This window comes from Sporosarcina sp. FSL K6-3508, from assembly GCF_038615825.1.
Classification (GTDB): domain Bacteria; phylum Bacillota; class Bacilli; order Bacillales_A; family Planococcaceae; genus Sporosarcina; species Sporosarcina newyorkensis.
In genome coordinates this window covers 596,997-616,476 of sequence record NZ_CP152016.1, presented here as the reverse complement: position 1 = coordinate 616,476, position 19,480 = coordinate 596,997, and the positions used below count along the sequence as shown (strand labels likewise).

Annotated in this window: 21 protein-coding genes; 5 read left to right on the top strand and 16 right to left on the bottom strand. The window is 47.2% G+C overall.

Annotation, left to right across the window (positions count from 1 at the left end; all coding sequences use genetic code 11):
• Positions 1-666: 666 nt before the first annotated feature.
• Genes MKX97_RS02900 through MKX97_RS02890 form a run of 3 tightly spaced genes read left to right on the top strand, consistent with a single transcriptional unit; the run spans position 667 to position 5,217 of the window.
• Entirely contained in the window at positions 667-2,262 is a 1,596-nt protein-coding gene (locus tag MKX97_RS02900) for a hypothetical protein (protein ID WP_078817048.1), read from the top strand.
• Positions 2,259-5,000: a DEAD/DEAH box helicase gene (locus MKX97_RS02895; RefSeq protein WP_342536901.1), complete on the top strand. Its 2,742-nt coding sequence runs from the start codon at positions 2,259-2,261 to the stop codon at positions 4,998-5,000. Before MKX97_RS02900 ends, MKX97_RS02895 begins: the two co-directional genes overlap by 4 nt.
• 37 nt (positions 5,001-5,037) lie before the next feature.
• Complete coding sequence (locus MKX97_RS02890; RefSeq protein WP_342536900.1) at positions 5,038-5,217, top strand: hypothetical protein; 180 nt, start codon at positions 5,038-5,040, stop codon at positions 5,215-5,217.
• A gap of 4 nt (positions 5,218-5,221) precedes the next feature.
• Here the strand turns inward: MKX97_RS02890 and MKX97_RS02885 are convergent, their stop codons facing one another.
• Entirely contained in the window at positions 5,222-5,434 is a 213-nt protein-coding gene (locus tag MKX97_RS02885; protein ID WP_078817045.1) for a hypothetical protein, read from the bottom strand.
• Positions 5,435-5,779: 345 nt separating this feature from the next.
• The gene (ssb, locus tag MKX97_RS02880; protein WP_342537472.1) at positions 5,780-6,181 is read right to left on the bottom strand and encodes a single-stranded DNA-binding protein; all 402 of its coding nucleotides are present in this window, start codon (positions 6,179-6,181) and stop codon (positions 5,780-5,782) included.
• A 252-nt stretch (positions 6,182-6,433) separates the two neighbouring features.
• On the opposite strand from ssb, the gene MKX97_RS02875 reads away from it, so the two are divergent.
• Together MKX97_RS02875 and MKX97_RS02870 are read left to right on the top strand one after the other, a co-directional pair.
• Positions 6,434-6,877: a YwpF family protein gene (locus MKX97_RS02875; protein WP_342536899.1), complete on the top strand. Its 444-nt coding sequence runs from the start codon at positions 6,434-6,436 to the stop codon at positions 6,875-6,877.
• 65 nt (positions 6,878-6,942) lie between these two features.
• On the top strand, positions 6,943-7,125 hold the full coding sequence (locus MKX97_RS02870) for a hypothetical protein (RefSeq protein ID WP_342536898.1): 183 nt from the start codon (positions 6,943-6,945) through the stop codon (positions 7,123-7,125).
• Positions 7,126-7,136: 11 nt separating this feature from the next.
• Here the strand turns inward: MKX97_RS02870 and MKX97_RS02865 are convergent, their stop codons facing one another.
• The 14 genes from MKX97_RS02865 to spoIID all read right to left on the bottom strand — a co-directional run bounded on the left by MKX97_RS02865 (position 7,137) and on the right by spoIID (position 19,324).
• Entirely contained in the window at positions 7,137-7,550 is a 414-nt protein-coding gene (locus tag MKX97_RS02865; RefSeq protein ID WP_139365945.1) for a hypothetical protein, read from the bottom strand.
• A 109-nt stretch (positions 7,551-7,659) separates the two neighbouring features.
• Positions 7,660-8,052 carry a hypothetical protein gene (locus MKX97_RS02860; protein ID WP_040758490.1) on the bottom strand — a complete coding sequence of 131 codons (393 nt, stop codon included), beginning with the start codon at positions 8,050-8,052 and terminating at the stop codon, positions 7,660-7,662.
• An 84-nt stretch (positions 8,053-8,136) separates the two neighbouring features.
• Positions 8,137-8,574, bottom strand: coding sequence for a 3-hydroxyacyl-ACP dehydratase FabZ (fabZ, locus tag MKX97_RS02855; protein ID WP_078817039.1), 438 nt, complete (start codon positions 8,572-8,574; stop codon positions 8,137-8,139).
• Positions 8,575-8,736: 162 nt separating this feature from the next.
• On the bottom strand, positions 8,737-9,126 hold the full coding sequence (locus MKX97_RS02850; RefSeq protein WP_342536896.1) for a DNA-directed RNA polymerase subunit beta: 390 nt from the start codon (positions 9,124-9,126) through the stop codon (positions 8,737-8,739).
• Positions 9,127-9,148: 22 nt separating this feature from the next.
• On the bottom strand, positions 9,149-9,982 hold the full coding sequence (locus tag MKX97_RS02845) for a flagellar hook-basal body protein (protein ID WP_342536895.1): 834 nt from the start codon (positions 9,980-9,982) through the stop codon (positions 9,149-9,151).
• Positions 9,983-10,028: 46 nt separating this feature from the next.
• A complete protein-coding gene (locus MKX97_RS02840) occupies positions 10,029-10,853 on the bottom strand; it encodes a flagellar hook-basal body protein (protein ID WP_340758199.1) in 825 nt (274 codons plus the stop codon).
• A 98-nt stretch (positions 10,854-10,951) separates the two neighbouring features.
• Positions 10,952-11,953 (bottom strand): rod shape-determining protein, encoded by a 1,002-nt coding sequence (locus MKX97_RS02835; RefSeq protein ID WP_040758497.1) that lies wholly within the window; start codon positions 11,951-11,953, stop codon positions 10,952-10,954.
• Positions 11,954-12,309: 356 nt separating this feature from the next.
• Positions 12,310-13,803 (bottom strand): glycerol kinase GlpK, encoded by a 1,494-nt coding sequence (gene glpK / locus MKX97_RS02830; protein ID WP_221835132.1) that lies wholly within the window; start codon positions 13,801-13,803, stop codon positions 12,310-12,312.
• An 81-nt stretch (positions 13,804-13,884) separates the two neighbouring features.
• Positions 13,885-14,688, bottom strand: coding sequence for an MIP/aquaporin family protein (locus MKX97_RS02825; protein ID WP_078817034.1), 804 nt, complete (start codon positions 14,686-14,688; stop codon positions 13,885-13,887).
• Between the two features lie 161 nt (positions 14,689-14,849).
• Entirely contained in the window at positions 14,850-15,425 is a 576-nt protein-coding gene (locus MKX97_RS02820; RefSeq protein ID WP_221835201.1) for a glycerol-3-phosphate responsive antiterminator, read from the bottom strand.
• Between the two features lie 45 nt (positions 15,426-15,470).
• Complete coding sequence (locus tag MKX97_RS02815; RefSeq protein ID WP_221835134.1) at positions 15,471-17,114, bottom strand: glycerol-3-phosphate dehydrogenase/oxidase; 1,644 nt, start codon at positions 17,112-17,114, stop codon at positions 15,471-15,473.
• A gap of 183 nt (positions 17,115-17,297) precedes the next feature.
• Entirely contained in the window at positions 17,298-17,570 is a 273-nt protein-coding gene (locus MKX97_RS02810) for a sporulation transcriptional regulator SpoIIID (protein WP_078817033.1), read from the bottom strand.
• Between the two features lie 116 nt (positions 17,571-17,686).
• Positions 17,687-18,346, bottom strand: coding sequence for a M23 family metallopeptidase (locus MKX97_RS02805; RefSeq protein ID WP_245799451.1), 660 nt, complete (start codon positions 18,344-18,346; stop codon positions 17,687-17,689).
• 30 nt (positions 18,347-18,376) lie between these two features.
• Complete coding sequence (spoIID, locus tag MKX97_RS02800; RefSeq protein WP_009766197.1) at positions 18,377-19,324, bottom strand: stage II sporulation protein D; 948 nt, start codon at positions 19,322-19,324, stop codon at positions 18,377-18,379.
• Between the last annotated feature and the right edge of the window lie 156 nt (positions 19,325-19,480).

Sequence of the window (19,480 nt, the reverse complement as noted above, 5' to 3'; positions counted from 1 at the left end):
TGAATATTCCGATTACTATTAATGTATCATAAATAGAAGGGTTTTGTGAATGATATGTGTCCATAACCATCCAATATGTCAAGAGAATTTATCCAATGCTGTCATATTTAGATTTCCTGCCGTATTACTAACGTTTCAAGGTTAAAGCAAATGATTTTTGAACCGGTACATGAGAAATATTGTGCTTGGTCAGTTTGCGGGTGATTCTCTCACCGACGTCCACACACGACGGACTGTAAGAAAAGACAATTTGATTGTTCGCGTAATAAATCTCCACTTGATGAAATGTCATCTCACAAAATACCATGTCCTTTAAATAGTAGACTTTCCTGCGTACATCATGAGTCATTATTTCCGAACACTGTTCCACCATTCAGATTAAAGGTAATTCATTGAATTGTATCGTTTCTGAGCTGTTTAAATGGTACTGCAATTGAGGTATATGTAAAATCAATTGCATCTGCTCTATCGCCTCCACCTCCCTTCACATCTCATTTGTCTCAATATTCTCATAACAGTAGGTAAATGGCAAATTTTTAAGTATTTTGGCCCTCTTGCTGTCGAATGCAGTCGATCAAAGGTTGTTAGTATAAAAGTTCACCCGGAATCTCTTGATACCCTCTCAAGCAGTGGCAAAGAGAAGGGAAAAACGTTATAATAGGAGGAATGCTTTCTGAAGGAGTTGATTCGATGCAAATGACGATTGAACGGATTGCAAATTTGCACGAACGTGAAATTGAAGAGTTCATGAACCACATTAAACATACATTTCAGCCGTCTGTGCCGCAACAAGCGGAAATTGTTCGCAAGGCGGCTTCTCTTGTTCGAATGAACGCGATCGGAGCTTATCGCTATACAGAAAACGAGCAGTCGCTGATGGCCAATATTTCGGGTACGGAGTCCGAGTTTGCCCGGTTGTCTTTCCAGTCGATGGAGCCGTATTGCACGTGCTTGAACGACAGCTGGTGCGCGCATCAGATTGCAGTCGTCTTTCATTTGTATTCGCAGTTTCATTCGCTTTCGGATTGGCTGCATAGTTGGCGGCAATCTGATGTGCAGGCACAGCTTTCGATTGCGGAGCGTACGCCGGATGCATGGCTTTCGGCTTTGTCGTTGCTCGTGAAACCTCTTGCCCAGTTGGATCCGAAAGACGGTCCGACCGGATTTTTGCATTATGTTTCCAAAATTGAACAGCAGAAGACGCGGCTTTCTCCTTTTGAATGGGAATGGAAGCCGCTCTTTTCTCTATATTATCAGTTGACGGTGTTACGTGCGGCTTGGCCTTTTTTGAAGGGCGAGTTGGCTTCCAATGATTCGTATCACTATGGCAAGTGGCAGCTGACAATTTGGCTCAATGAGCAGATGTCCGAATTGAAGGCCAGTATCATTCAGCTCAGTTCGAAGTCCAAGCTTTTCGAGACGGATGCCTTCCATACGAAATTGAAGGATTTGATCCATTCATTCGCAGTTGAAGTGGAAGGGTTATTTTCCAAGCGTTTTGAAGCGTTTCGATTGGTCTATACTGAGCTCTATACTGATGAAGCAGAACTCACGGAAGCGCTCGGGCGGTTGGAAAATGAAACTGCAGCGGATGCACCGTTGTTCCGTGCATTCCTTTATTTGACGTCGGGTCGTTTTGACGAGCTTGATCGGGAATTGAATTCATTGGATCCGACCGCAGTGCCGCAATGGCTGGCGTTTGCGCTCTATGCGAAAGAAGACGAGGACTTCGATATTGTCCAGTCGATCATGCTGCAGCTTCTTCCCCATCTTGCGGGACATTATCAGCAATTGGCATCGCGCAATCGTGCGTCTTTTGCGGAAGAAATCGATCAGTTGCTTGCGCTTTCGGATGTGTCGGAAGAACAGCGCGATCAGTTATTTCAATCGTATGGGTCAGAAGCAGGACGAGCGTATGGACAATTTCTTTTTGAACGCGGTCGCTATGAAGAGTGGGCCGCGCTGATGCATTTGACGCGTGGCTCTGTCGACATGATCGATGGTTCACTGTTGAAAACGGCGCTGGCTGAAGATTCGCAAGCGGTGTTCCCGCTCATGCATGCAGAAGCACTGAAATTGGTAAAAGAGAAGAATCGCGATAGTTATCGCCGTGCCGTACGTTTATGGAAACAAATGAAGACAGCCGCCAAACGTGATGGCCGCAATGAATTTTGGAATCGTTACATCAATACAGTCCGCCAGCAATTTCCCCGCCTGCGTGCACTGATGGAAGAAATGGAGAAAGGAAACTTGCTGCTATGACCGATTCGAACATCTTGCAACTTGCCTTGGAATTAACTTTAAAAGAAGGACAGGACGGTGCGTTCCTCATCTGTGCGAATGTCGTAGGCGAATCGAAGATGATTGACGCGGATATGCTTGTGTCCTATCTGTTTTATTCAGATGAACCGACCATATACGGCATGCTCGTTCCGCAGCGTGACGGCTGGATAGAAGCGACGATCGATGAGTTGCTTCGATTGTTTTCTGCGACAGGACACCCATATGTCCAGTACGCAGGAGCAACAGATGCGGATAACGTGATTTTGGACGGAATCCGTGAGGCCGCGAAACTTTGGCAGGATCCGGCGTTGTTTTCACATATCGAGGCGTCAGCAGAAGGATTGTCGTTTGATATGGGACAGACTGGGCTGTCTGAGCAAGCTGGGCGCTATGTGTCGCTTGCGGTGCGCGGTCAGCTTGCTGCGCTTGGAGTGTCGATGGCGGATTTTCCGACCTTGCTTCCCCACTTCCAGCAATATGGATGGCCGAGTGGCGAGACGACAAAGTTGCCGTTTCGTGTGGCGTTGCGCTTGACGGAGCCTGATATCGATGAAACAGAATGGTTGCTTGAGACGGTGCTGATCAACGAGCGTGGGACACAGTGGGTACCAGCTGTCCGGAAAGTGTCGGCTTCGATTGAAGAGGCCTTGCCCGCAAAGCGCAAGCCGTATGCTAAGGATATTCAAGAGCGCCAAGCGGAGATGATCGGGATTTTTCGTTCGGTTGAGTTGCAGGCAGATGAGCAGTTCGTTCATGAGTTTTTAAACGATGCACAAGTTCGTGTGTTCATTCAGGAAGATTTGCCGCTTTGCCAGGCGTTTGATTATCCAGTGATTTTGCCGGCTTGGTTGAAGTCCGTAACGGAGACCAAGTTGAAAATCCGGACTTCTGCCGGGATGCAGTCGTATCGTTCGTCTGCTAGTCTCGATCAGGTGCTGTCGTTTGATTGGCAATTTTCACTGGCGGGCGAAAATATTGACCGGGAGCAGTTTCAGCGAATGGTTGATGAGAACCGCGAGTACATCCGCGCGGGAGATGAGTGGTTTCATTTGGACCCGGCTTGGCTGAAGCGCATTCGGGAGTTGATGGAGCAGGTGGATGACGGCGAGTGGACGGTGAAGGATTTGCTGTTCCATGAAGTGCCGGAAGAAATTGCACCGGTTTTTGATGAAGAAGATGAGGATGATCCGCTCGTTGCGTTTTCGATGCAGCAGTCGTTGCGCCAAGTGATGACGATGTTGCAGGAGAAGAAGGGACTGCCGGAAGTCGCGGTGCCGGGAGCATTGCAGGCGGAGCTGCGTCCATATCAGCAGGAAGGTTTCGAGTGGCTTCATTTCATGCGTGATAACCATTTCGGTGCAGTTTTGGCGGATGATATGGGGCTTGGGAAAACAGTTCAGCTCATTACGTACTTATTGTATGTGCACAATTTGCCCGAGACGGATTCGCCCTCCTTGATCATTTGTCCGACGAGCGTCATGGGCAACTGGCAGAAGGAATTGGAGCGATTTGCGCCTTCTTTGCGGGTACACGTTCATTACGGTGCGAATCGGTCTCGGGATGAGCAGTTCGAGTCGATTATCGCAAACCGTGAAGCCGATATTATTTTGACGACGTACGGTACTGCCACGCAGGACGGCGAGATGCTTTCAGCGTTTACATTCGCCAGCGTGACGATCGATGAAGCGCAAAACATCAAGAACTTGCAGACGAAGCAGTCGCGTGCGATTCGCAGATTGCATGGGCTTCATCATATCGCGTTGACAGGGACGCCGATCGAGAATCGTCTGTCCGAGCTGTGGGCCATTTTTGATTTCATTCACAAAGGATATTTAGGCAGCTTCCGTAAGTTCAGCGATGAATTCATCGTGCCGATTGAGCGGGATGACTTGGAGGCGGAGAAGCGGAAATTGCGCGCCCGCATTCAACCGTTCATGATGCGACGGACAAAGAATGATCCGGAGTTGCGCTTGAATTTGCCGGAGAAGTTGGAACAAAATGAGTATGTTCCACTCACAACGGAACAGGCGGCGCTATACGAGAGCTTTGTGGATGAGACGAAGTTCAAGCTTGAGACGTTAACTGGCTTTGAGCGCAAAGGCTTGATTTTGAAGATGCTCAGCCGACTGAAGCAGCTGTGTAATCATCCAGCGCTGTTCTTGAAAGAGCCGCAAGCTCCGGCAGCCGAATTGACGAAGCGTTCGAATAAAATGGCGCGGATCGTCTCGATGGCAGCGGAAATCGCGGCGAACGGCGAGCAATGTTTGATCTTTACGCAGTATATCGGCATGGGTCAAATGCTGCGTCAGTGTTTGTCAGAACTGCACGGAATCGATGTGCCGTTCTTGACGGGCAGTATGCCGAAAGGCCAGCGGGATGCATTGGTGGACGCGTTCCAGAACGGCGAGTTCCCAGTTTTCATTCTGTCGCTGAAGGCCGGTGGTACCGGATTGAACTTGACGCAGGCGAATCACGTGCTGCATGCGGATCGTTGGTGGAACCCGGCTGTCGAGAATCAGGCGACGGACCGTGCTTACCGGATCGGTCAGACCAAGTTTGTGCATGTGCATAAATTCGTGACGGTCGGAACGATTGAGGAGAAGATTGATCAGATGCTTGTGGAGAAAGCCGCTTTGTCTGCCGATTTAATTCATTCGAGTCAGTGGCTGACGGAGTTGAATGATCGGGAGTTGGAGGATCTTTTGACGTTTAATTGAGTTGGGGATGGCTTTTCAGAGGGCGGTTTAGTTCGGAGTGGCTCGAGAATGGTGCGGTTCGAACGGCGTTTGGTTCGGTCCGGACCAGGATTGGTGCGGGGCGAGCGGTGTTTGGTTCGGTTCAGAACAAGATTGGTTCGGTCACGACAATGTTTCGCTCCCAACTAGTTGTGCCTCCAAAAGACCTGTATCGTATGTGGATACAGGTCTTTTCTGAGGTTTTATTTTCGATCGGCGGGTAGGAAAAAGGGGTTGGATCGAGTTGTTTCCAAGTAGTTCAGGCGTTCGTTCAAATTGGCGATGATGCGGATGAGTTGGCCTACCTGGTTTTCGAGGCGCTGGATGTCGTCCTGGTATTTCTTTTTGGAGATAGGCAGTTCGGTTGTGAATGACTGGGCTTTTTGCTTGGCTGCTGTTTGGTGGTGCGCTGGCATTCATGTCCACCTCCTTTCTGTCGTTCGAATGATATGTATTCCGCCAGCTCTGTTTTGGAAGTGGTCTCCAAACTGTTGAGCGGCGGATGATTTGGCGTAAATTGTATTCAGTCCCTTTGCTGAATATTTTCTTGGATATCAGGGGTCCCCTCCCCTTCATCCGGACTTTCTTAATACTGGCGAATATGCTTGTAGTGTCTCTCCATTTTTCTCTTTTCTCGTATTGCTCTTCAATTGTGTATTTCCCCATCTTCTCTTCAAGAATTGATCATTAGCGAAAAGTGTCCGGTATGGCGGCGTTTATGCCTCTACATCTCCCCCTTTCTTGAGATTGTTTAGTGAGTATTAGAAAATAGGTAGTGCCGAATCGCTTGCAGTGGTTTCGAAACGTGCGGGCTCTGCAGTTGAAGGCGTTTTCTTTTCTGCTGTGCTCGCCTTCGATGATCTTGATAGAAAACGGATGTCATCGCAGACCACTTCGGTTACATAGACTTTGGTCCGATCTTCACGTTCATAATTACGGGTCTGGATACTGCCACTGACGCCTACGAGTGAACCTTTGCCGCAGTGACGGACGAGATTCTCGGCGGTCCTTCCCCAAACGGAACATAAAACAAAATCCGTCAAGACTTCTCCGCTGGCGTTTTTAAAACTGCGGTTAATGGCGAGGAAGAATGTCGTATTGACTCGTCCTGATGTGTGTTCCTTGAGCACGAGGTCTTTGGTGATACGCCCTACTAAAGCCACTTGGTTCAAAGTTTGTCCCTCCCTTCATTGGATTGCCCCTATCGTATGACAGATGGAGTACTTCTAGCAAAGTAGCAAAAATGAATTTTGAGATTGTTTATGAGATCGTTTTTCAGTTTTCATTTAGCCATTTTTGAGAGGTTTGGCGGAGCGGTCAAGTTTTAAGCTGATTTGGTTTTAGGCATTATTGAATTTTCGAGTGTTCTGAAGTTTTTATGCTATACTGAGGGAAATTGTACCGAGGTGAGTCGAATGAAAACGTTTAAAATGCTGTCCGTGGAGGTAGTACAGGACGATGGAGTGCTTCCATTTCCTTTATATGATGGAATTATCATCAACCAGGAAAACAGTCATCGTCTGTGGGTGCTGGAACTGTTTATTGATGAAAAATATAAAGACATAATGGAGCAATGGAAGGTCGAGAAAAAGGTGCTGACGGCTCGCGTGGTTATTTCGTATCCGGGAAATGAGCCTGCATCTTTCATTGTCGCGGTAGAGGATTGGAGGCAGATCGGTGACCGGATCTCAGTGTTGATGAAGGGCCGTCTGAAGCGCGCTCGTTCGAAGTATGCCGAGCATTTGCTGGAGGAATTACTGGAAGAAGGTTTTGAAGGTGATGAGCTGCTGGAGCAGTTTGAGACAGGAATGTGGGATCGGCCGAAGTTGAGGCGCGATCAGATACCGCCGGAAGATTGAATGTTGTGAGCCGTCACTTGGTTGTGGCGGTTTTTTGTGTATGTATGAGCGCAGGGAGTATGGTTATGAGCGCACATGAAGGCTTTATGAGCGTGGATAGCGGAGGTATGAGCGGCGGGGGCGACTTTATGAGCGCGGAAGGCGTTGGTATGAGCGACAAAGACAAGTTTATGAGCGAGGAAGGCAAAGGAATAATATGTTATAAGCACATAAAAACGGCTCCTGCCATTAGCGGGAGCCGTTTTTGACAGCTGGCGTATTATCGGTTGTAATCTTTACGATCTTTATCGCGAATAACGCCGTCAGGAGCTGTGTCGTTGCCGTTCGTGTTCCCTTGGATGGTGTTGTCGTCACGCGCACCACGGTTGCCGTTTTCCCCGTCCAGGAGACCATCTTCCCCATCAAGGAGACCTTCTTCTCGGTTAAGATTATCTTCCAGAAGGTCATTGTTGTTGTTCTCCATGGAGCCTTCACGGTCGCGGTTCATGACGCCGCCATTGTCACGATTGTTGTCATCGAGACCATCAAGGTTCGGTCCCATGCGCTCGTTGCCATTCGGCGTACGGTTGTCTCGTTCCACGTCTTGCATCGGTGTTTCATTATTGTCTGGAAGAGCGCCGTTGTTCGTATTACATGCCGTTAGGACGAGTGCGGAAGCGAAGACTACAGGCAATGCTTTTTTGATCATAAAAAAGTTCCCTCCTTTTTTTACAAGCTGTCAATCATACATGGTGGTACGATCTTTGTTAGCTTGTGCGAAAAGAAGGGAACTATTCATTCAATTATTTACGCTGCTCCGCTCTTGCTTCCAATAAATTTTGGACGTACAGAGCTTCTGCTTTACAGCCATATTCATAATGAGTGTTCAGCTGTTCTTGCAAGATTTCGATTTGAGCGATCTGCTCTTCAGAAGGCGGCTCGTTGAGGATTCGGATTAAAACTTCCTCCACTCGTTGTGCCAGTTCCTTATGAAATTGTGGATCTGCTTTGATCTCATCAGGAATTTTTTCATACCAAAGTGCTTTAGTTGTAATGTATTCCCGCCAATTTGCGTAAAATTGTTCTATGTCGTATTGATCTTCCGTCCAACCGATATCGCTCATATATTGCTCGAATGATTGCGAAATGGAACGGGTAATACTGCTTTTTATATTTGGAGAAAGCTTTTTAAACATGCTCTTTTGTAACCTCCCACTGTATGCCGTCGCCGGCAATCCAATGTTCATTGTATCAAATTTTCACTTCCGTGCAAACTGTAATTAACGTTCTTGTACAGGACCTAGTGCGAATGTGATTTCCGTTTCACACGCCACTTCGCCACCGACAGTTGCAATTGCTTTTCCTTTGCCAATTGATCCGCGAAAGCGAACGATCTCGACTTCCAAGCGCAGTGTGTCACCTGGTGTGACTTGGCGCTTGAATCGGCAGTTGTCAATGCCTGCGAAGAATGCAAGGCGTCCTTTGTTCTCTTCTTGTTTTAGAAGGGCTACTGCGCCGACTTGCGCAAGTGCTTCAACGATGAGTACGCCGGGCATGACTGGATAGCCTGGGAAGTGGCCTTTGAAGAATTCTTCGTTGATCGTGACGTTTTTCAATCCGACGGCACGTTTTCCTTCTTCTATTTCTTCAATGCGATCGACCAATAAAAATGGATAGCGATGCGGGATGATTTCTTGAATTTGTTGGGCTGTTAGCATTGGAAAATTCTCCTTTGTTCGAGTATGTCTCGTCAGCTATATTTTTATTCGTATCGGGATCAAATTAGATGTACTGGCGCCGGGATTTACGCTGCGGGCGGAAGCTTTCCGCTCCAATTCCTAGATATCTTGTAACGAATATTCGGTGCCTATATCCGAAATTCATTTCCCATTCATGATATCAAAAATATGTTTCCAGGTTTCTTTTTGGAAGACATCGCCTGCTGAGCCGTCTCCTACGACGCTGAAGCCGATGATTGCGCCCAAGATGGCGGCTATGGCTATTGAAACGAGTAGAATCAGTAGGCGCAGCCAGATCGGAAACATGCGGACTCGTACCCATTTTAGTTCGCCGACTGGAGTTTCCGGTTGTTCGCTTTGATCTTTGCGTGGCCATTTGGCTTTGATCCGTGTCCAAAAGTTGGCGTCTGATTCTGTCAGTTTTTTGTGTCGCTCTTTGCGTACGACAGGTGGATTGGCTTCAGATGCCTGCTTGGTGGATTCACTTAGCTGAGGTAGCTGCTTTTCAGTTGTCTGTTTTTCATCTGTCATAGTCAGTACTCCTAGTGCACGCTTAGCGGATGCCATTGATAAGACCTAGCATTTGATCGGCCAGCGTTACAGAACGCGCGTTGAATTGATAGGCACGCTGCGTCGCAATCAAATCTGTCATTTCTTTTTCATAGTTGACGTTGGATGCCTCGAGTGCACGGTTCTGCAAGCCGATCTGACTGCGTGCTGCTCCTGTCATTTCTGTCAGTAAATCGTTAGCTTCGAGTCCAAGTCCCGCCATGTCTGCAGGTAATCCGAAGTTTGTGGCAGACAGCCGCACCATGGAATCCGGCTTTTCAAGTACTGTCACACCAAGTTCGAATGTCTGGTTGCCGCCTGGTTGGGTTATTTCGAGCAAGCCATTCGGATGGACATTGTAATTCGTTGCTTGACCGGAAAAGACGATCGGACGGCCTGCGCTATCCGCTACTGGAAGTCCTTCTTCGTTGACCAGCATGTTTTGTCCATTATCCATCGGCGAGACATAAAAGTTCCCTTTACGCGAATAAATGATTTCTTCTCCGCCTTCAGTCGGTTGAATCAAATTAAAATATTGCTTTGGTTCCGTCAAGGCAAAGTCCAGCTGACGGTCCGTCACTTGAATGGATCCAACCTTCCAGTTCATTTGTATACTTCCGAGCATTGCACCGCTGCCGATGCGGATTCCGTCTTCCGAACGTCGATCTGCCCGGTCTGCTTTGTCATTGTTCATTTGCTGAAAAAGCAGTTCTTGAAATTTGGCATCGGATGATTTATAGCCATGTGTCGCCGTGTTGGCCAAGTTATTGCCGATTAAATCCAGGCGATGCTGTAGCTGGTTCATCGTATTGACAGCTGTTGTCATTGTGCGAATCATTAAAGGTGACTCCTCTCTTGCTTGGGGCATCTATATTCGGTGGTCATTAGTTCACGCGCCCGACTTCATTGACCGCTTTTTCCATACTGCGGTCGTAGGCTTGCAGAATTTTTTGATTGGCTTCGAATGCTCGATAGGCCGTCAGCATTTCCGTCATCGTACGGCCTGCGTCGACGTTAGAGCCTTCAATGAAACCTTGCTGTATCGAGTATGTGCCGCCCATCGGAAGAGGTTGTCCATCCGCAGTGGTGAACAGGCCGTTATCTCGCTTCGACAAAGTATCCGGTTCTGCAGCATATGCGATTCCCAGTGTTGCAGCTTGCGTATCGCCGGTGAATATGAAGCCTTCTTCCGTGATGCGAATGTCGTCATTCGGCAGTTCGATTCGATTGCCTGTCGCATCTAGTACATAAAGTCCGGATGGGTTCGTTAAGTAGCCTTCCGCATTGACGGTGAAATTACCGTTTCGTGTGTAGTATTGATCGCCATTTTCGCCTTCCAACGTAAAGAACACCGTACCCGCTACACCTGTCTCTTCATTGACATCCATCGGTCCGTCAATCAGTGCCACATCTGTCTTCAATTCCGTTTCCCTTAGCTGTCCTTGGGCAAACAAAGGCAAGGTCTCCTGCATATAGACACCTGTCGACAGTCCTCCGACCGGGTTCAGTCCTTTGAAACTCAAACCTTTTTCCGTCGGCACACGTGCCGCATCGAGACGAGACATGAACATTTCGGGAAATGCCCGAATTGTCGACTGCTCCGCTTTGTAGCCAGGTGTATTGGCGTTAGCCATATTATTCGCCAACATTTCCGTCCGACGCTGCTGGGCGATCATGCCCGATCCTACTGTGTAAAAGCCACGAAACATTTTATTTCACTCCTTTTCTTTCCGTACCTAAATTCATTCAGTCTAACCTAAATGAAACGATCTTTTTATTATACACTATTTTTTCACTCCATGCCGCTTCAACGCGTGCGTGCTGGTGACTTTCCGATCGTTTCAAGCAGGACACCCGTCCCAATTGCGACACAATTTAAAGGATGTTCAGAAACAAATACAGGCACTTTTAGCTCTTCTGCAAGCAATAAGTCAATACCATGCAGCATCGCGCCCCCGCCTGTCAAGAATACGCCGAGATCGATAATGTCCGCGGAAAGTTCAGGTGGTGTCTTTTCTAGTACGTTTTTGGCTGCCTGCACGATCATACTCACCGATTCATGAAGCGCTTGATTGATTTCTTCAGATGTGACTGTCAACGTTCTCGGTAATCCCGACACCATGTCACGACCGCGGATATCGATTGTGCTCGATTTCGCTTTGCTGAGAAACACGGTACCTACTTCTTTTTTCACTTGTTCGGCAGTTCGGTCACCGATCAGTAATTTATGTTGTTTTTTAATGTGCTGGATAATGTCGTGATCGAATTGATCGCCCGCGACATTGATAGATTCCGATGTCACGATATCGCCCATCGAAAGAACCGCGACATCTGTTGTGCCCCCGCCAATATCGATGACCATATTACCTGTTGGCTGGAAGATATCCATACCCGCTCCGATCGCTGCGACTTTTGGCTCTTCTTCTAAGAACACTTGCTTGCCGCCCGCTTTTTCTGCTGCTTGCCGAATGGCTTTTTGTTCGACACTTGTAATATTAGTTGGGCAGCAAATTAAAATACGCGGCTTGGACAAGAAGCCTTTGACGTTTAATTTATTGATGAAATGTGTCAGCATTGCTTCTGTCACGTCAAAATCTGCAATGACCCCATCTTTCATTGGACGTACGACGACGATGTTCCCCGGCGTCCGTCCGACCATCTGGTACGCCTCATCTCCGACAGCCAATACTTTTTTCGACTGTTTCTCAATGGCTACAATCGCTGGTTCGTTAATAACGATCCCTTTCCCCTTCACATGAATCAATAAGTTGGCTGTTCCCAGGTCAATCCCTATATCTTTCGAAAACATCGCTGCCGCTTCCCCTTCCACCCTGTTTATATGTAGTCTCTAACTATTAATTGTATCATATTTCCTATTTAATTTGCATAGTTCGTTTAGATTTTTACCTTGATTGTCGAATTTTAGGGGATTTGGTTTGTTTGTATAAGCGCGTGACGGGTGGTTATGAGCGTGGAGAGATACTTTATGAGCGCGATGCCTGGGTGTATGATCGCAGATAGACGCTTTATGAGCACAAAGGCTGGGCGTATGAGCGCGGATAGATGCTCTATGAGCGCAATGGCTGGGTGTATGAGCGAGGCAGTTGCCAATTAAAAATGCCTGCAGCCAACTTCTGCGGCTGCAGGCGCTACTATTTTATTCGCTCATTTAAATGCGGTAGTGGCTTTGATGGCTTTTTGCCAACCTTTGTACAGTTCTTCTCGCTGACTGTCTTCCATCTCCGGATTGAATGGACGGTCTAGGCGCCAGTGGGTTGCGATTTCTTTGCTATCTTTCCAAAAGCCTACTGCTAGGCCTGCTAGATAAGCGGCGCCGAGTGCAGTTGTTTCATTGACTGTTGAACGTTCGACAGGTACATTCAGCAGATCTGCTTGGAATTGCATGAGGAAGTCGTTGGCAACGGCTCCGCCATCGACCCTCAATGTTTTCAATGAAATTCCTGAATCTGCTTCCATTGCATCGAGTACGTCCTTTGTTTGGTAGGCAAGCGATTCGAGTGTTGCACGGACGAAATGTTCTTTCGTCGTGCCGCGGGTCAAGCCGAAGACTGCTCCTTTGACGTCGCTGTCCCAGTATGGTGTGCCTAGTCCTACAAAAGCTGGCACGACGTAGACGCCTTCCGTAGAGTCCACTCGATTGGCATACATCTCACTTTCTGCTGATTTGCGGAACATGCGCAGGCCATCGCGCAGCCACTGGATGGCGGAGCCTGCGACGAAGATGCTTCCTTCCAGAGCATATTCCACCTTGCCGTCGATGCCCCAAGCAATCGTTGTCAGCAATCCATGTTCGGATGTGACAGCCTTATCGCCGGTATTCATGAGCATGAAGCAGCCTGTTCCATAGGTATTCTTCACCATGCCGCTTTCAAAGCATGCTTGGCCGAATAGCGCGGCTTGCTGGTCTCCCGCTATTCCTGCAATCGGTGCTTCGTAACCGAAGAAATGGGCTGCATCGGTGTGCGTATAGATTTCGGAAGACTGACGAACCTCAGGAAGCATGGAAGCCGGCACATCTAAGATCGACAGCAGCTCTTCATCCCACTTAAGTTCGTGGATATTGTACATCAATGTCCTGGAGGCGTTCGAATAGTCGGTCACATGGGCTTTGCCGCCGGATAGCTTCCAAATGATCCACGTATCGATCGTGCCGAACAGCAAGTCGCCATTCTCCGCTCGTTCCCGCGCGCCTTTGACGTTGTCAAGAATCCATTTCACTTTCGTTCCTGAGAAGTACGCATCGACAAGCAAACCGGTTTTATTGCGGAACAGTTCATTGTAACCGTTTTCTTTCAACTCTTCACAAATATCCAAAGTTTGACGTGATTGCCAGACAATCGCATTGTACACAGGATTTCCAGTATGCTTATCCCACACGACAGTTGTTTCGCGTTGATTGGTAATACCGATTGCTTCAATCTGCGTAGCTGTAATGTTTTTCTCGGAGATCACTGCTGCAATGACAGATAATATCGAGCTCCAAATTTCATCTGCATTGTGTTCGACCCAACCGGATTTGGGAAAGTACTGCGTGAATTCTTGCTGTGCAGTATGATAGATCTCGCCTTTTGAATCAAATAAAATAGCCCGTGAACTCGTAGTTCCTTGGTCGAGTGCCAGTATATATTTTTCTGTCATCTTCAATTCCTCCAATTTACTAGTTGGTTTCCATTATACACGTTCTGACTTCGCTCCGAACTTTAAAGCGCTTCGTGATGACTACTCTGATTTCATTCCCTTACTCACAGAGAACTGGGCAGCCAATAGAACAGCTAAAACGATTGCCCCTACAATCCAAAACGCTGCACTGTTTTCTCCAATAAAAAACTGTTTATAAAATAACGCACCAAACGCACCTCCGAGTACTGGACCAACAATCGGAACCCAAGCATAACCCCAATCGGATTTTCCTTTTCCCGGTATCGGCAAGAAGAAATGTGCGATACGCGGTCCGAGATCACGTGCCGGATTGATGGCGTAGCCTGTTGTGCCACCGAGCGACATGCCGATCGCGATAATGAGCGCTCCGACGATGAGCGGATTCAACCCTTCTGTAAATTCATTGGCTCCGATCGACAGCAGACCGAGCAGTAAGACAAATGTTCCGATGATTTCGCTTGTCAGATTTGATAGCGGATGACGGATTGCCGGAATCGTTGCGAACACCGATAGTTTTGCATCCTGATCTTCCGTTTCTCTCCAATGCGGCAAGTACTGTAAATATACGATGACCGCGCCGACTATAGCACCGATCATTTGGGCTGCGATATACATCGGCACGTCCGCCCATGCAAAGTCTCCGATCGTAGCGAAACCGATCGTGACGGCAGGATTCAAATGAGCTCCGCTAGCACCACCGACTGCATATACCCCCATGGCTACCGCAAGTCCCCAACCAATTGTAATGACAATCCAGCCTGCGCCTTCCGACTTGGACTTTTTCATGAGAACTCCACCGACTACACCGCCGCCAAAAATGATCAGTATCATGGTTCCGATTAATTCCCCAACAAAAGGTGTCATCTCCCGTATCCTCCCCTATCTTCATGATACGTGATTGAAAACGCAAAAATACCCACAACTAACCCCTTGCGCGATGCAAGAAATTAATCGTGGGATCCTGTACTCAACCACTTGTATGAACTTACCAATAAGTATATCGCCGGTTGAATTATCTGTCAACATTAATTTCCGGAATTAATATCTTTTGTAAACGACTCCCACAGCAAGTGATCGGAAGTAGTCACCGCCACCGCTCCTGCACCGAGCGCATCGTCAATATGCTGTTTTGTGCGGATCAGACCACCGTTGATGATCGGAATGCCCGTATGTTCCTGTACTTCCTGGATTAATTCAGGAATCACACCGGGCAGCATCTCAATGAAATCTGGAGCAGTTTGCTTAATTAACGAGTAGCTTTTCTCAAGAGCGATCGTATCGAGCAAGAACATGCGTTGGATCGCAATAATGCCTTTTGCCTTCGCTTTTGCAATCATATTGGATCTGGTTGAAATGATACCGGCCGGACGAATATCATTGCATAGGAAGTCGGCAGCAAAATTATCTGTTTTCAAGCCTTGAATCAAATCTGCATGGATAATGAGTTTCTTGCATCGTCTATCCGCTTCTTGTTTCAAGGTTTTCACATTGCTTATATGCACTTCCAGTAACACGATATATTCAAATGGACTGTCCAGCAGCCGTTCGAATTGCTTCATCGTCCGAGCCGCAGGTAAGATTTTCTGACCATGAAAAGGTATGACGATGATCACTCCTCCATCAAAGTTTTTCTTTACTATACCATGTTAGATGACTGTCGTTGCCTTTCTAACCTCTTCATCCAATTCTTGCTCGTATTTTGACTTTTCCGGTTCTGTCCATCCTAAGATGGCAGCCATTTCATTCAATACATCGGACTTGCCGGCTGTCACGTTGGCCATATGGAAATAGAGATCTCCTGTACGACGGATGAAGAAGTCAGTCGGCTTTACCGCCATTTCTTGTTCAATAGCGTAGCGCAGTTTGACGTATAGAATACGCGGCATATCCGTTACAGGTTCGTAAGGAATTGTGAATACTTTCTCCACGTTTGAACCGTACAATGCAGCTAGGTGCCGACTCTCGCGTTCTGTAAAGCCTAATGCTTGTCCACGTTCTACGGATTGCTGAATGAATCGTTTGTAGTTGGACGACCCGCCGATATCTCCGCCTGAAATCGGGAAATGTTTCGTGATGCTGCGCGGGAATTTCCGGCCGGTTTCTTTCGAAAGCTGCTGGACTACTTTATTGATAACCGTCTCCGCCATCTTACGGTAGCCGGTCAATTTACCGCCAGCAATTGTGATGAGTCCTTTTTTCGATTCCCAAATCTCATCTTTTCTCGAAATTTCAGATGGATTCTTGCCGTCTTCGTGAATGAGCGGTCGTACGCCTGCCCAGCTGGACTCAACATCGTCTTCTGTCACTTGGACTTCCGGGAACATGAACTTGATGGAGTCGAGTATATACGTTCGATCCGCTTCCGTAATCTGCATTTCTTTAGGATCTCCTTCGTAAAAGGTATCCGTCGTGCCGACATACGCTTTCCCCTCGCGCGGAATTGCAAAAATCATACGCTTGTCTGGTGTATCGAAATAAATCGCTTGGTGCAGAGGGAAGACACTTTGGTCAAAAACAAGATGGATGCCTTTTGAAAGGATTAAATGTTTACCCGCAGAATAACCGTCCATATTTTTGACTTCATCCACCCAAGGACCTGCCGCGTTGATCACTTTCTTCGCTTGGATTGTGAACTGCTGATCCGCAATCGTATCGCGGACTTGCACACCCGAGATTTTATTCTGATCATTGTAGACAAATCCTTCAGCAGTAGCGTAATTAAGGATGAACGCTCCTTTTTCTGCTGCTGCTTTCATCACTTCAATCGTCAATCGCGCATCATCGGTCCGGTATTCTACATACATACCGCTGCCTTGAAGACCTTCTTTTTTTACAAGGGGAGCTTGTTTCAGCGTTTGTTCCACATTCAACATCGTCCGTCGTTCAGACTTTTTAACGCCTGCCAAGAAATCATATACTTGTAAGCCGATTGCAGTGGAGAAGCTTCCGAATGTGCCGCCTGTGTGAAATGGAAGCAACATGCGTTCAGGCGTTGTGACATGCGGACCATTCTCATAGACGATCGCCCGCTCTTTACCTAACTCTGCAACTTCTTTGATTTCAAATTGCTTCAAATAACGCAATCCTCCGTGGACAAGTTTCGTGGAGCGGCTGGATGTTCCGGAAGCGAAATCCTGCATCTCAACAAGTGCCGTCTTCAGTCCGCGTGTTACCGCATCGAGTGCAATACCTGCTCCCGTTATGCCGCCGCCGATTATCACGACGTCAAAAAGCTCGGAATTCAATTGATCAACTAACGCAGTACGTTCCAATGAAGAAAATGTTGTCATTTGTCTCTCTCCCTTTTTTAATGAAGTATGAAAAAAAGAAACCTCAAAAGAATGACTGCTGAATGCAATCATCCTTTGAGGTCTCTCAGTAACTCAAACCAGAAGTATTAACTTACTTAGATTGTATCATAATTTGAGCTTATTACAAGTAATGGGATTGGCGGTCAGAGGTTAGTGGTGAGCCTAGGCATCCGCCTGTTGCTTAGGGGTTTCATTTTTCCATTTTTGGCGGGTCGCTTCTCCTCCGCGAAGGTGGCGGATCGATTTATGATAGGCAAGAATCTTTGCGACTTGTTCCGATAGGCCGGGATCGACATTCGGCAGTCGCTCGGTCAAATCTTTATGCACCGTACTCTTGGAATAGCCGGTCGCATTGGCTAACGCACGCACTGTCAAGTTCGTTTCAATCAGCATCCTCCCAAGACGTACGCAACGCCTTCTAATTTGCTCGTGCACGCCCTCTTCCTTTCTCTTTTCACTCCTTTATGGTGTTCTATTGTATGCAAACACTTACGAACATATGAAAAAGCCATTCCGGGGGGCTGGAATGGCTTAGTGGATTGTTTATTTAATTAGAACGCCAAGTAGTCGTGTGGGTTGACAGCCACGCCGTCTTTTTGAACTTCAAATTGCAAATGTACGCCTGCTTGTGGATTCCAATCGTTTTGTGTAGTCGTTGCGAGGACTTGTCCTTGTTGGATTTCTTCGCCTTCCTTCACAAGTACGCCTGTCAATGAACTATAGACCGTTGTCATACCGTCCGCATGTTTTAGTCTGATCTCACTGCCTTTGAATGAATCCGCGACGACAGCCTCTACTGTACCGCTCAGTGCCGCCACTACTTCAAACGGTTGTCCGTCCATCGAAAGAGATAGACCTTTGCTTGTGACATAAGATTGCTTGAATACGAGCAATGCCTTTTCACGCACCGACTCTTCTGCTGTAGGATCGTAAAATTCTTGTAAAATAGCGACTTGATCTAGTTGATCTTCATGGAATGGATACTTGAGTGTTTCGTTTGCTGCATTTGTTTCCACCGTGACATCGTCATTCGGCTGATCGAGCTTCGCCACATCCGACGTTACTGCTTCATCTTTCGTCGTCATTGCGGAGTAGCCCCATACCATGCCGATAAATAGGAGCGCTACGCCCGTATAAATGGCAGGCCAGAACCAGCCGTTTTTCATTTTTTTGTTTTCCTGAGAAGGGGCCTTTGGTTTTTCTTCTCGCATTGTCATCACCTCACTTGCATTCTTTGCAAGTTAAGAGGATTTTAAACATTCATCTTCAGGTAAATTTATTTTTTGTATCCGTGTACCTGTATAATAGTGTGAAATGATTTTATCTGCCGTCCAGCCTTTTTGAGCATACGCTTCAGCTCCGTATTGGCTCATCCCGACACCATGTCCATATCCGAGCGTCGTAATATGCACAATTTGATTGTTGACATCATATGCAATATTGAAGTCTGTTGAGGCCAAATTCAATTTCTCCCGAACCTGTCGTCCGCTTGTCTCATAATTGCCCGTGATGATTTTTTGAACCCGTCCTGTTTGATTTCTCACTAATTGAAGTTCGCGGAATTCGTCCGCATCCCACTTCAATCCAAGTTTCCGATTCCATTCTGTTAAAGTCATTTGCAATTTACGTTCGACAGTCGGTGCTACTTTTTCTTCACCAGGGCTATCCACGCTTTGTAAATACTCCACTGGATTTCCACTGAAGTTTTGTGCGGCTTCGGTTTTACCATTAGATGTAGAGAAGAACATTGCTGAGATGATTTCTTCACCATGAACGATAATATCACCTCTTGTTGCTTCTGCTGCTTTCCTGATTTTTTTCTCGTTCTGTTTAAAGGCCTTCCCCCAGCGCTCTTTGCGTTCTGCTTCCGTCCGATACACTTGCGCGGAAACATCCTTCGCTATCGGTTTAGCCCCTTTATCCGTATTTCGCGCCGCATATGTACGTGCAGCGATCACTTGAGCTTTCAATGCCTCTTCATGGAAGTCAGCCGGCATTTCACCCGCAACGACACCAACCACGTACTCTTCTAAAGGAATTGGCTCGTCCACTCCAGTAACGGAAATCATGATGTCACACTTCTTCTCCTTTCGTTGGTCTGCCAGCTTCAGATCCGGCGCTTGTTTTGCTAGGATTGGAATAAAAAATAATGAAAGAATAATGAATAAAAGGAGTAGTTTTTTGTACATACTGCACTATATGCGGTTAGTGGAGCTCGTATGCTTATAGAGTGATCGTTGATTCGAAGGATAAAATTCTTAGACGCTCATAAATTTGTGTAGATGATCATAAATCTTTCGGGTGCGCTCATAAGTCCAAGCTTGCCGCTCATAAACAAGCTATGC

Excerpts from the sequence above, each read along its gene's own strand:
- MKX97_RS02860 (WP_040758490.1), bottom strand. The coding sequence starts at position 8,052 with ATGTTTAAAAAGCTTTCTCCAAATATAAAAAGCAGTATTACCCGTTCC.
- MKX97_RS02840 (WP_340758199.1), bottom strand. The coding sequence starts at position 10,853 with ATGTTTCGTGGCTTTTACACAGTAGGATCGGGCATGATCGCCCAGCAG.
- MKX97_RS02870 (WP_342536898.1), top strand. The coding sequence starts at position 6,943 with ATGAGCGCACATGAAGGCTTTATGAGCGTGGATAGCGGAGGTATGAGC.
- MKX97_RS02875 (WP_342536899.1), top strand. The coding sequence starts at position 6,434 with ATGAAAACGTTTAAAATGCTGTCCGTGGAGGTAGTACAGGACGATGGA.
- glpK (WP_221835132.1), bottom strand. The coding sequence starts at position 13,803 with ATGACAGAAAAATATATACTGGCACTCGACCAAGGAACTACGAGTTCA.
- spoIID (WP_009766197.1), bottom strand. The coding sequence starts at position 19,324 with ATGTACAAAAAACTACTCCTTTTATTCATTATTCTTTCATTATTTTTT.
- MKX97_RS02845 (WP_342536895.1), bottom strand. The coding sequence starts at position 9,982 with ATGATTCGCACAATGACAACAGCTGTCAATACGATGAACCAGCTACAG.
- MKX97_RS02825 (WP_078817034.1), bottom strand. The coding sequence starts at position 14,688 with ATGACACCTTTTGTTGGGGAATTAATCGGAACCATGATACTGATCATT.
- MKX97_RS02850 (WP_342536896.1), bottom strand. The coding sequence starts at position 9,126 with ATGACAGATGAAAAACAGACAACTGAAAAGCAGCTACCTCAGCTAAGT.
- MKX97_RS02805 (WP_245799451.1), bottom strand. The coding sequence starts at position 18,346 with ATGCGAGAAGAAAAACCAAAGGCCCCTTCTCAGGAAAACAAAAAAATG.
- MKX97_RS02885 (WP_078817045.1), bottom strand. The coding sequence starts at position 5,434 with ATGCCAGCGCACCACCAAACAGCAGCCAAGCAAAAAGCCCAGTCATTC.
- MKX97_RS02815 (WP_221835134.1), bottom strand. The coding sequence starts at position 17,114 with ATGACAACATTTTCTTCATTGGAACGTACTGCGTTAGTTGATCAATTG.
- MKX97_RS02900 (WP_078817048.1), top strand. The coding sequence starts at position 667 with ATGCTTTCTGAAGGAGTTGATTCGATGCAAATGACGATTGAACGGATT.
- MKX97_RS02895 (WP_342536901.1), top strand. The coding sequence starts at position 2,259 with ATGACCGATTCGAACATCTTGCAACTTGCCTTGGAATTAACTTTAAAA.
- MKX97_RS02835 (WP_040758497.1), bottom strand. The coding sequence starts at position 11,953 with ATGTTTTCGAAAGATATAGGGATTGACCTGGGAACAGCCAACTTATTG.
- fabZ (WP_078817039.1), bottom strand. The coding sequence starts at position 8,574 with ATGCTAACAGCCCAACAAATTCAAGAAATCATCCCGCATCGCTATCCA.